General features: G+C 61.0%; 11 protein-coding genes. 9 read left to right on the top strand and 2 right to left on the bottom strand.

The window, feature by feature from the left end:
* Together HP499_RS14120 and HP499_RS14115 are read right to left on the bottom strand one after the other, a co-directional pair.
* Nucleotides 1-716: type 1 glutamine amidotransferase (locus HP499_RS14120; protein WP_172324684.1), on the bottom strand; the 716-nt coding region annotated here is incomplete at its 3' end.
* Nucleotides 713-2044 (bottom strand): Mur ligase family protein, encoded by a 1332-nt coding sequence (locus tag HP499_RS14115; protein ID WP_172324683.1) that lies wholly within the window; start codon nt 2042-2044, stop codon nt 713-715. The genes HP499_RS14115 and HP499_RS14120, both read right to left, overlap by 4 nt.
* A gap of 102 nt (nt 2045-2146) precedes the next feature.
* Here HP499_RS14115 and pdxT point away from each other — a divergent pair, with 102 nt between their 5' ends.
* From pdxT to HP499_RS14070, 9 genes are all read left to right on the top strand, one after another.
* Complete coding sequence (pdxT, locus tag HP499_RS14110; RefSeq protein WP_172324681.1) at nt 2147-2848, top strand: pyridoxal 5'-phosphate synthase glutaminase subunit PdxT; 702 nt, start codon at nt 2147-2149, stop codon at nt 2846-2848.
* A 3-nt stretch (nt 2849-2851) separates the two neighbouring features.
* A complete protein-coding gene (locus tag HP499_RS14105; protein ID WP_172324679.1) occupies nt 2852-3607 on the top strand; it encodes a YebC/PmpR family DNA-binding transcriptional regulator in 756 nt (251 codons plus the stop codon).
* 44 nt (nt 3608-3651) lie between these two features.
* A complete protein-coding gene (gene ruvC, locus HP499_RS14100; RefSeq protein ID WP_172324677.1) occupies nt 3652-4230 on the top strand; it encodes a crossover junction endodeoxyribonuclease RuvC in 579 nt (192 codons plus the stop codon).
* 79 nt (nt 4231-4309) lie between these two features.
* Complete coding sequence (gene ruvA, locus HP499_RS14095) at nt 4310-4957, top strand: Holliday junction branch migration protein RuvA (RefSeq protein WP_172324675.1); 648 nt, start codon at nt 4310-4312, stop codon at nt 4955-4957.
* On the top strand, nt 4950-6026 hold the full coding sequence (gene ruvB / locus HP499_RS14090) for a Holliday junction branch migration DNA helicase RuvB (protein ID WP_172324673.1): 1077 nt from the start codon (nt 4950-4952) through the stop codon (nt 6024-6026). Before ruvA ends, ruvB begins: the two co-directional genes overlap by 8 nt.
* A 145-nt stretch (nt 6027-6171) precedes the next feature.
* On the top strand, nt 6172-6555 hold the full coding sequence (gene yajC, locus HP499_RS14085) for a preprotein translocase subunit YajC (RefSeq protein ID WP_172324686.1): 384 nt from the start codon (nt 6172-6174) through the stop codon (nt 6553-6555).
* A 114-nt stretch (nt 6556-6669) separates the two neighbouring features.
* Nucleotides 6670-8421, top strand: a complete 1752-nt coding sequence (gene secD, locus HP499_RS14080; RefSeq protein WP_172324671.1) for a protein translocase subunit SecD — start codon at nt 6670-6672, stop codon at nt 8419-8421.
* Entirely contained in the window at nt 8421-9410 is a 990-nt protein-coding gene (secF, locus tag HP499_RS14075) for a protein translocase subunit SecF (RefSeq protein ID WP_172324669.1), read from the top strand. Before secD ends, secF begins: the two co-directional genes overlap by 1 nt.
* 163 nt (nt 9411-9573) lie before the next feature.
* On the top strand, nt 9574-11791 hold a 2218-nt coding region (locus HP499_RS14070), incomplete at its 3' end, for a bifunctional (p)ppGpp synthetase/guanosine-3',5'-bis(diphosphate) 3'-pyrophosphohydrolase (RefSeq protein ID WP_172324667.1).

The following is an 11791-nucleotide window of genomic DNA, read 5'->3' as shown; positions in this document are numbered from 1 at the left end:
GGCGTTCCCGGAACGAAGGTGCCGTACTTGCGCTCAGCTGCTGTCCGGATGAGGAAGTCGGCAATCGCCGGATTCTTTGGCAGCAACGATCCGTGGAGGTAGCTGGCCACCACATTGTTGTAGCGCGCGCCCTCGTGCCCGTCCTTGCTGTTGTTTCCCGCACCTTTGGTGACGGTTCCAAGAGGCTCGACGCCGGGACCAAGGGTGGTCTGCCCGCTGTGGTTCTCGTAACCCATGATGTCTCCGAACTCGGAGGACTTCATGATGACGTTTCCGATCAGCCGCTCATCCGTACCGTGGGTTTCGACGTCCAGGATCCCGATCCCGGGAATGACCGGCCCGGCGCTGGTCTTGAAGAACTTCCCGAAAAGCTGGTAGAGACCACAAATCACCAGCATGGGAGCCCCATCTTCGGCCATACCCCGCAGGTGGTCCGCGCGGGCTTGGAGGTCGTCCTGGATGACCAGCTGGCCACTGTCCTGACCGCCTCCACCGACCACAATATCGATGTCCTCGGGGAACTCGTCACCCACGTTGTACTCCAGCAATTCCGGAGTGTATCCGTGCCACTTGATCCTTTTTTGGAGGACAAGCGCGTTGCCCCAGTCTCCGTAGATGTTCATCTCCCGGGGGTAGAGCTGGAGGACGCGGAGGGTTCCCTTGCCGGGCTGCGGGGATTCGGGCTGTGCGGGACCGGCCTGTGATTCCAAGGTCATGAGACCACCTCAACTATGGTGATTTTGGCTAGTTCGCGGCGGATCGCGAGCATGGAGGTGTACGTGCAGAAAATTCGTTTGGGTTTGCCTCGCGAACCGTTGATGAAGGTGCGCAAAGCGGCGGTGATGTCTGGTTCCACCACACCGAAAGGCACTTCGTCGTACTGCAACCGCAGCGCCATGTCGTAAGCGCGGACTCCGGTGAGGACCTCCACGCCGTCCTCGCGCAATGATTCGAACTCCACGTCCCAGAGCCAGGACATGTCCCTGCCGTCCGCGTAGTTGTCGTTAATGGCAATCATCGTGGCGTACCCGCCGGCAGGGAAGGACTTCAGGCCGAGCCGGAATCCGCTGGGATTCTTCACCAGGACAAGTTCCAGTGGCTGACCATCCACGGTGAGGCTTTCACCGCGACCAAAAGCGGGGGCTACCTCGCCCAGGGCTTTGACAAGCCTGGGGGTGTCGACAGGCCCGGTACCGAGGACGGCGCGTGCCAGGGACAGCGCGGCAGCTGCGTTGAAAATGTTGTAGACGCCGCGAAGCTTCATGGAGGTACTCACGGTTTCGCCGTCGAACTCAAAGTCTGCGTCCTGCGCACCTACCCGTCGGAGTACGACGTCGGCAGCCGGCAGGTCTACTGATTCACCGGTCGAGGCAGCAACGGACGTTCCGGACGGCGACGGGCCGGAGCCGGAGGTGCGCATTTCATCGTCATTCGGAAAGGTGCTGCGCAGGGATTCATCGAGTCCGAAGTAACGGATTTCCGGATGGTATGGCGCGTCAACGACGTTGATGACCCTCGAAATACGGGCAACGCGGGGGTCCTCGCGGTTCAGAACCACGGTGTCCGTTGTCCTGGACGCGATGTGTTCCAAAAGCCGGGCCGTCTTATCGATTTCGCCGAAGCGGTCCAATTGGTCGCGAAGAACATTCAAAAGGAGGCTGAAGCGGGGCTGGACCTTGTTGACGAAATGCACTGCATGGGCTTCGTCAAGTTCCAGGATGGCGATGTCTGCATCAAGCCGCCCGCGCCAGTCCACCTCGCCCAGGAGGGAGGCAGCGACGCCGCGGGTGAAGTTGCTTCCGGAACGGTTGGTGAAGACTTTCAGGCCTTGGCTTTCGAGCAGTTCCACCACCATTTTGGTGGTGGTGGTCTTGCCGTTGGTGCCGCTGACCACGGCCACCCCGTGGGGAAGTGAAGCCAGCGTTCGCTGCATGAAGCCGGGGTCGATTTTCTCGACCACCAAGCCGGGAAAAGCCGATCCTCCGCCCCGAAGCCGGGACAGTGTGCGGACCAGCTTGCCGAGGGGGACGCTGAAGGAAAGCATGCTCTGTAATATATCCCAGTCAGGGCATGGAACCTGGTTTCAGGCCAGACCCCGAAGGTCGCTGAAGACCCTGCCGCTGGCGCAGCGCACTATGATGGATCAATGACCAACCCCCTTTCCGACGCTTCATCGCGCGTGGGTTCAGGACTCAGGATCGGCGTACTGGCACTCCAAGGCGACTTCCGCGAGCATATCCACGCAGTGGAGGCCGCTGGAGCCACCGGTGTGGGCATCCGCCGGCCGTCCGAGCTGGACGATATTGACGGCCTGATCATTCCCGGCGGCGAATCCACCACCATTGACAAATTGTCGCGCATTTTCGATCTCCGCGAGCCGATCCGGAAGCGAATAGCAGACGGACTTCCGGTCTACGGATCCTGTGCCGGAATGATCCTGCTGGCGGATGAGATCGCGGACCCCGCCAAAGATCTCAGCGGTAATCCGCAGCAGACTTTCGGGGGCCTGGACATCACCGTCCGGCGAAACGCCTTTGGGCGCCAACGCGAATCGTTCGAGACGGACCTTGATTTCAAGGGGCTCGACTTCAGCGCCGGAGAATCCGGCGTGGACCCCGTCCATGCTGTCTTCATTCGCGGGCCGTGGGTGGAACGCGTCGGCGCCGATGTCGAAATCCTGGCGCAGGTTGATCCCGAACACGCCAGTCACACGGCAGCTTTGCATGGAGTGGCTAGAATTGTTGCAGTACGCTCCGGCCACCTGCTGGCCACCTCCTTCCATCCGGAAGTGACTGGGGAGAAGCGTGTGCATGAACTCTTTATTCGAATGATCAGAGGAGAAGCGTAAAGCATGTCAGGCCACTCCAAATGGGCGACCACCAAGCACAAAAAAGCCATCATTGACAGCCGGCGTGCAAAGTCGTTCGCAAAACTGATCAAGAACATTGAAGTAGCAGCCCGGATGGGCGGCCCGGACCTCGCCGGAAACCCCGGATTGGAACTCGCGGTCACCAAGGCCAAGAAGACTTCGGTACCCAACGACAACATCGATCGGGCCATCAAGCGTGGAGCCGGCCTCACGGGCGAGGTAGTCGACTACACCGAGATCATGTACGAGGCCCGCGGTCCGCAGGGCTCTGCATTGCTGATCGAATGTTTGACCGATAACAAGAACCGGGCGGCTTCGGAAGTCCGCCTCGCCATTTCGCGCAACGGCGGCACCATAGCCGACCCCGGATCGGTCAGCTACCTCTTTGCCCGCAAGGGTGTTGTGGTCCTGCCGAAGAACGGCCTCAGCGAAGACGACATCCTGATGGCTGTCTTGGAAGCCGGCGCCGAGGAAGTGAAGGACAGTGGCGAAAACTGGGAAATCCATTCCGAGCCCTCCGACCTCCAGGCCATCCGTGACGCACTCAAGGAGGCCGGCATCGATTACGAAACCGATGAGGCCGAGTTCGTTCCGTCGATGCAGGTGGAACTTGACGTTGATGGCGCCAAGAAGTTCATGAAGCTCGTCGATGCCCTGGAAGATCTGGACGACGTCCAGAACGTGTACAGCAACGCGGACTTCAGCGAGGAAGTGCAGGCTGCCCTCGACGCCGAGTAGGCGGGGCAGCAAACAATTGTGATAAAAAACAGGAAGGCCCGGACTTGACTCTTCGCGTATTAGGAGTCGATCCGGGCCTCACCCGTTGCGGCATAGGCGTAGTGGACATTGAGCGGAACCGCAGGGCCACCATGGTGGCTGTCGGAGTAGTAGGTACCTCTGCGGAACTGACCCTGGACAAACGCTTGCTGGTCATTGCTGAAGCGATCGATGAGTGGCTGGACCGGCACGAGCCCGATGTGGTCGCCGTCGAACGCGTTTTTTCGCAGATGAACGTCAGCACCGTGATGGGAGTCGCCCAGGCGTCCGGCGTAGTCATCGCTGCGGCGGCTCGTCGCGGCATTCCGGTTGCCCTGCATACACCCTCTGAGGTCAAAGCCGCGGTGACCGGTAGCGGCACCGCGAATAAAGACGCTGTCACAAAGCTCGTGACTAAAATACTGCGCCTGGATGCGCCGCCGAAGCCCGCAGATGCTGCGGACGCCTTGGCCCTTGCCCTGACCCATGCCTGGAGGGCGGGAAGCGGAATGGGCGCAGCTGGTGGCTCCTCGGGGGCCGGTTCGCTGACTCCGGCCCAAAAGGCGTGGGCCGATGCCGAAGCAAAAGCGCGCCGCGCACGGTGATTTCGCACCGCCCTTGCTAGGGTATTCGTAGATATGTTCGGATAGTCCGCTTGGGCCGTAATCATTCAGGAGCCGGGTCTTGATCAGTTTTCTCCGTGGAACCGTAGCCCACGTGGGTTTGTCCACCGCCGTCATTGACCTCAACGGTGCGGGTATGAGCGTGTTCGCCACCCCACAGACCCTGAGCCACCTCAAGGTCGGAACAGAAGCCAAGCTTTTCACTTCCATGATCGTCCGTGAAGATTCCCTCACGCTGTTCGGTTTTGCCGATGATGACGAACGCGAAGTTTTCGACGTCCTGCTCAGCGTCAGCGGCGTGGGGCCGAGACTGGCACTGGCGGTTCTGGCCGTGCATGAACCCGAAGCCATTCGGGTAGCAGCGCACACCGGAGACGGCAAGGCTTTTACCAAAGTCCCCGGCATCGGGCCGAAGGTGGCCGGGCGGATTGTGCTCGAACTCGCTGGCAAGCTGGTTCCGCATGGCACCGGCTCAGCAACTGCTGCTGCCCAGGTTGCCACCAGCGCCGACTGGAAGCCGCAGGTAGTTGCCGCGATGACAAGCCTGGGCTGGTCCGAGAAGGACGCCACCGGGAGCATCGACAAAGCCATGGCCGACTCTCCGGACCTCGTGGAGGCCGGAAATGTTGCCCAGATCCTCCGCGCCACCCTGCGGTGGCTGGGCCAGGACGGCGCCCGCGCCGGCAACCGCGTAGGCAGCCGTGGCTGAGCAGTCACTCGTCAACGGGGGAGAGGAGCCGGAAGAGCGGGTCATTGAGGCCGCACTCCGCCCAAAAAACCTGCATGATTTCGTCGGCCAGCACCGTGTCCGCAAGCAGCTGGCCCTTGTCCTCGAAGCGTCAAAAATGCGCGGCCGCAGTGCCGACCACGTGTTGATGTCCGGGCCCCCGGGCCTTGGCAAAACAACCTTGGCCATGATCATCGCGGCCGAAATGAACGCACCCTTGCGGATCAGCAGTGGTCCCGCCATCCAGCACGCAGGCGACCTTGCAGCCATTCTCTCTTCCCTGTCTGAAGGGGAGGTCCTGTTCCTGGACGAGATCCACCGGATGTCCCGGCCCGCAGAGGAAATGCTCTACATGGCCATGGAGGACTTCCGGGTGGACATTGTGGTGGGCAAGGGGGCTGGTGCTACTGCCATACCCCTGGAGCTGCCTCCGTTCACGCTGGTAGGAGCCACTACCCGTGCAGGCCTCCTGCCGGGTCCATTGCGTGACCGCTTTGGCTTCACCGGTCACCTCGAGTTCTACTCGGTTGCTGAATTGGAGCTTGTGCTTCGACGATCTGCCGGGCTGCTGGACCTTAAGGTAAATTCGGCCGGCTTTACCGAGATCGCCGGACGGTCCCGTGGTACTCCGCGAATCGCCAACCGACTCCTTCGCCGCGTCCGTGACTGGGCTCTGGTTCACGGCATTGAGCAAATCGATGCGCGGTCGGCCTCAGCGGCTTTGGATATGTATGAAGTGGATGCGCGGGGTCTGGACCGGCTGGACCGTTCAGTGCTGGAAGCACTCATTACCAAGTTCAACGGCGGCCCTGTGGGGTTGTCCACGCTGGCAATCGCCGTAGGGGAGGAGCCTGAAACGGTGGAAACGGTGGCCGAGCCGTTCCTGGTACGTGAAGGACTTTTGGGGCGTACTCCGCGGGGCCGCATCGCCATGGCATCCGCATGGACGCACCTAGGCTATGCCGTGCCGGCCGGGGTCTTCGGCCAGGAGGCCCTGGCGCTCTTCGGCGACGATGAAAACCACGCCGAAAGCGTAGATACCATCGGTTAACACGCCGTGTTCAGCTTTTCCCTCTAGACTGGTATGACGCTCGGCACGTTCGAGTCCTTGATCCATGCACCCGCACTGCGGATGTGCCAGGGACGTTGCCGTGAACCAAAACGTAAGTACAGAACGGAACTTCCCTGTGGATCCAATGACCATATTGCTGTTCGTCATGCTTGGACTCTTTGTCTTCATGATGTTCCGCCGCAACAAGAAGACCCAGCAGCAGCAGGCTGAGATGCAGTCCAAGTTCGCTCCGGGCGTCGACGTCATGACCAGTTTTGGTCTCTTTGGCCGCATCGTCTCCATCGATGAAGCCGAGAACAAGGTTGTCATCGAACTTTCCCCGGGCAACCAGGCCACGGTTCACCGCCAGGCCGTCACCAAGGTAGTCGAAGCGCCCGCTGAAGAAGCACCGGTTGTCCCGGACGACGCTTCTTCCCTGACTACCGCAGATACTGAAGCTCCTGCCGTAGTGGAGACGCCCGAAGAAACCATTGCGCGCCTCAACAAAGAGGACAAGAAGGACAACTAGGATCGTCAGGCGCGGCACCCCCGCGCAAGGCAACTTCTACGGCAGCTGAGAGCCGCCGGCAGACGCTTACCCGCGTTGGCCGGCGGCTGTCCGGCGATAACAGGAAGATCGATAATGGCACGGACCGGCCCCAAAAATTCAGCCCGCAGGGTGCTGACCTGGCTTGGAGCAATATTCGTTGTACTCACCGCTGTCCTGGGTGGCGGAGTCTTGACTGGCAACGCCAGCTGGGCTCCCAAGCTTGCCTTGGACCTTGAAGGCGGTACCCAGATGATCCTGGCCCCCAGGGTCGAAGGATCCAGCGAGATCAACGAAGAGCAGCTCAACCAGGCAGTTGCCATCATCCGTCAGCGTGTTGACGGCTCGGGCGTTGCTGAAGCAGAGATCAGCACCCAGTCCGGCCGCAATGTGGTGGTCAGCCTCCCGGGGACACCTTCCAAGGAAACCCGCGATCTGATCCAGGCCTCGGCCGACATGAACTTCAGGCCAGTCATTACCTATGGCGATCCCGCTGCCGTTCCCGTGGAATCACGCACCCCGGATGACCAGCTGAACAAGCCGACGGCGGAGCCGGCCAACGCGAGTGATACCAATTGGATTACCCCGGAAGTCCAGAAGGAATTTGAAGCACTCGATTGCGTCAATCCTTCGACTGAAAGGCGCGAACGCTCCGATCCGGCCAAACCTCTTGTCACGTGCGAAGCTGCTACGGCCACCACTCCGGCTATCAAGTACATCCTTGGCCCGGTAGAGGTCCGAGGCCAGGACATCAGCGATTCCACGTTCTCCCAAGTGCAGGGCGCCCAAGGGTCCGTCACCAACTCCTGGGGTGTGAACATCGTCTTCAACGGCGATGCCACAGAGAAGTTCAAGGCCGTTACGGAGCGGCTCAACCAGTACTACGTAGCGGCACAGGCCCAGGGATCGGACGATCCCAAGTCCCAGTTCGCGATCGTGCTGGACGACAAAGTCATCTCCGCGCCGCGTTCCCTGGCCGTGATTACTGACGGTCGCCCCCAGATCACCGGCAACTTCACGCAGGCTACTGCCAAGGCATTGTCCGATCAGCTCCGATACGGTGCCCTGCCCATCAGCTTCGAGATCCAATCGCAGGAGCAGATCTCGGCCACTCTTGGTGGAGACCAGCTTCGCCTCGGGCTGCTGGCAGGCATGATCGGCTTGCTGCTGGTGGTTGTCTACTCACTCTTCCAATACCGGGCCCTTGGCCTTGTCACCATTGCGTCCCTGGTGGTGGCTGGTGTGCTGACGTATCTTGCCATTGCGATCCTTGGGTGGACCGAGAACTATCGGCTGTCCCTTGCCGGTGTGGCTGGCTTGATCGTGGCCATCGGACAGACCGCGGACTCCTTCATCGTCTACTTCGAGCGCATCCGTGATGAGTTGCGCGACGGACGTGGGCTGGTATCCGCCGTCGAAAACGGCTGGAAGCGCGCCAAGCGCACCGTACTGGCCTCCAAGGCCGTCAACCTCCTCGCCGCCTTGGTCCTGTACTTCGTGGCTGTCGGCAACGTCCGCGGCTTCGCCTTCACCTTGGGCCTGACAGCACTGGCCGACCTCCTGGTCGTGTTTATGTTCACGCATCCCATGCTGCAGGTTCTGGCGCGCACCAAGTTCTTCGGCGAAGGGCACCGTTTCTCCGGCCTTTCCCCGGACCGTCTTGGCGCAGTTCCCCTGTACCGTGGCGCCGGCCGGCTCCGCACCCCTGATGAAAAACCGTCGCCGGTGCGTGCGCGCAACACTGGAGCCGTTGCCGAGGCTGAACGCCGCATGACCATCGCCGAACGGCGCCTTGCCGAGAAGGGCCAGCTGACCGGCTCGTCCAAGGCAACCAAGGAGGAGAAGTAATGACTACGAGCTTCGCAACCTTCGGCCATGAGCTGTACACGGGCAAGCGCTCGTACAACTTCGTCAATTCGAAGAAGATCTGGTTCATCATTGCGGCCGTTGCAGTGGCCCTGTCAATCCTTATTCCGGTGGCCAAGGGCGGTTTTAACCTGGGCATCGAATTCCGTGGCGGCTCGGAGTTCACTGTCTCCAATGTCAGCAGCACGGACGCGAGCCTCGGCGAGAAAGCGGTCCACGACGTCGTTCCCGGCGCCATTCCGCGCGTCGCGAACGTTGCCGGCGACACCATGCGGATCCAAACGGACCAACTGACCGATGACGAGACCAACCGCATCAAGGAGGGTCTGACCAGCGCTTACGGGGTCACTGAAAATGAGGTGACGTCAAACTTCGTCGGACCCACCTGGGGACAGGACGTCACCCGGCAGGCACTGATCGGACTGGTGGTCTTCGTTGCCTTGGCGGCTGTCCTGATGGCCTTGTACTTCCGGACCTGGAAAATGTCGTTGTCCGCCCTCGTGGGCATGCTGGTCACGATGTTCATCACGGCCGGTGTCTACGCCTTGAGTGACTTCGAAGTGACGCCGTCGGCGATCATTGGCTTCCTGACCGTCTTGAGCTACTCGCTGTACGACACCGTGGTGGTGTTCGACAAAATCCGTGAGAACACAGCGGACATTTCCACTTCCACCAGCCGCACCTTCGGCGAAGAGGTCAACCTGGCCGTCAACCAAACGCTGGTCCGCTCCATCAACACCATGATGGTTGCTGTGTTGCCGGTTGCGGCTATCCTCTTCATTGGTGCCGGGCTCCTCGGTGCAGGCACGCTGCGCGACCTTTCGCTGGCCCTGTTCGTCGGGATCCTGATCGGCACGGCAGCGACCATCTTCATCGCAGCTCCCCTCTACGCTTGGCTGCGGCAAGGTGAGCCGGACCTCGTGAAGCAGGCAAAGAAGGTAGCCCACCGCAGGGCTGAAGTCACCGTATAAGTTCCTTGCAACGCCTTGGCTACACCGAAGAGCCGGTCTCCGCACATGTGTGGAGACCGGTTCTTTGACTTGCCCGTCCGGTCGTCATGTGCTGCTCATTTGGAGAAGCATTCACCTGCGGGAATAGACTGGGAGAATTAAATCGGTTGTGAGGGGTACTTCTGTGGAAGAACGTGCGACGTCGGCACCACCGGCGGGCGGGGAAGACGGCCACAAGACTGTGGCGGTTCCGGCAACAAGCATGGCTGGACGGACTGCGGGAGCTGTTCCGGTGGATACCCCTGGCGTGCGTCCCACGTTCCCGGGACGGCGGGAGCGGACTCGTTCCCGGCTCGCCCGCCTGACCGGCAGGGGTGTGGCTCCATACTCTCCAATCCTGGAACCGCTGCTGCGGACGGTACGGGCCAACAACCCCAAAGAAGATTTCGACCTGATCCAGCGGGCCTTCACCGTTGCAGAGCGGAGCCATCAGGGCCAGAAACGCAAGAGTGGCGACCCCTACATCACCCATCCCGTGGCGGTAGCCACCATCCTTGCCGAGCTGGGTATGACAGGCACCACGCTGGCAGCTGCATTGCTTCACGACACCGTGGAGGACACCCCGTACACGCTTGCTGACCTGACACGGGACTTTGGTCCTGAGGTTGCCATGCTGGTGGACGGCGTGACCAAGCTGGACAAGGTCAGTTTCGGCGAAGCCGCCCAATCGGAGACCGTCCGCAAGATGGTCGTGGCCATGGCCAAGGACATCCGGGTCCTGATGATCAAGCTGGCCGACCGCTTGCACAACGCACGTACTTGGCGCTTTGTCTCTGCTGAGTCATCCTCCCGCAAGGCTCGCGAGACGCTGGAGATCTTCGCCCCGCTGGCTCACCGCCTGGGCATGAATACCATCAAGTGGGAGCTAGAAGACCTTTCCTTCGCTGCCCTCTATCCCAAGGTGTATGAGGAAATCGTGCGCATGGTGGGGGACCGTACACCGGAGCGCGAGAAGAGCCTCAGTGTCATTCGCAACCAGATAGCCGATGACCTCCGCACCGCCAGGATCAAGGCGACCATCACCGGCCGTCCAAAGCACTACTACTCCATTTACCAGAAGATGATCGTCCGGGATAAGGACTTCGACGACATCAACGACCTCATGGGCGTACGTGTCCTGGTGGACTCGGTCCGCGACTGTTACGCCGCACTGGGTACCTTGCATTCGCGATGGAACCCCCTGCCGGGCAGGTTCAAGGACTACATCGCCATGCCCAAGTTCAATATGTACCAATCGCTGCACACCACTGTGATCGGCCCGGGCGGCAAGCCCGTGGAGATCCAGATCCGTACCCATGAAATGCATCGCCGGGCTGAGTACGGTGTGGCGGCACACTGGAAGTACAAGGACCAGCCGAACCGTACAGCGCAAGGTCCCGGCAGCCCGCGCGACGGCGATATGGGCTGGCTGAGGTCCCTGGTGGACTGGCAGCAGGAAACGTCCGACCCCGGCGAGTTCCTGGACTCATTGCGGTATGAGATCAACGCCCGTGAAGTTTTTGTCTTCACCCCCAAGGGTGAGGTCATGGCCCTGCCCGCGGGATCGACTCCGGTCGATTTCGCCTACGCCGTGCATACCGAAGTCGGTCACAGGACTATTGGTGCCCGCGTCAACGGCAAGCTGGTCCCGCTCAACAGCGAGCTGAACCATGGCGATTGGGTGGAGATCTTCACCTCCAAGGCCGAAGGCGCCGGGCCCAGCCAGGACTGGCAGCACTTCGTCAAATCTGCGCGGGCGCGCAACAAGATCCGGCAATGGTTCACCAAGGAACGCCGCGAAGAGGCCATTGATCGCGGCAAGGACATGCTCACACGGGCCATGCGGAAGCAGAACCTTCCCCTGCAGCGCCTGATGACGCACGACGCCCTGTCCGCGGTGGCCGAGGACTTCCACTACGTTGACATCTCCGGGCTCTACGCAGGCGTTGGTGATGGTCACACCTCTGCACAGTCGGTGATGGAAAAACTCGTTGAGCACCTGGGCGGCCACGAGACGCCGGATGAGGACCTCGATGAAGTCAGCATCCCCACACAAGTTGCGAAGTCCAAGTTTTCGGACTCCGGCGTCATCGTCCGAGGTGTTGGCGACGTCTGGGTCAAACTGGCCCGCTGTTGTACTCCTGTTCCGCCTGACCCCATTCTTGGATTCGTGACGCGTGGCTCGGGCGTTTCGGTTCACCGTACCGATTGCACCAACGTCTCAGGGCTCCGGGACCAGCCGGACAGAATCGTGGAAGTTGAATGGGCCCCCACCCAGTCGAGTGTCTTCCTGGTGGAAATCCAGGTGGAGGCATTGGACCGCAAGTCCCTGTTGTCAGATGTGACGCGGATTTTGTCCGAGA

It is taken from the genome of Paenarthrobacter sp. CM16 (assembly GCF_013179505.1).
In the GTDB taxonomy this organism is placed as follows: Bacteria; Actinomycetota; Actinomycetes; order Actinomycetales; family Micrococcaceae; genus Arthrobacter.
This window is presented reverse-complemented; position numbering and strand designations above follow the sequence as displayed.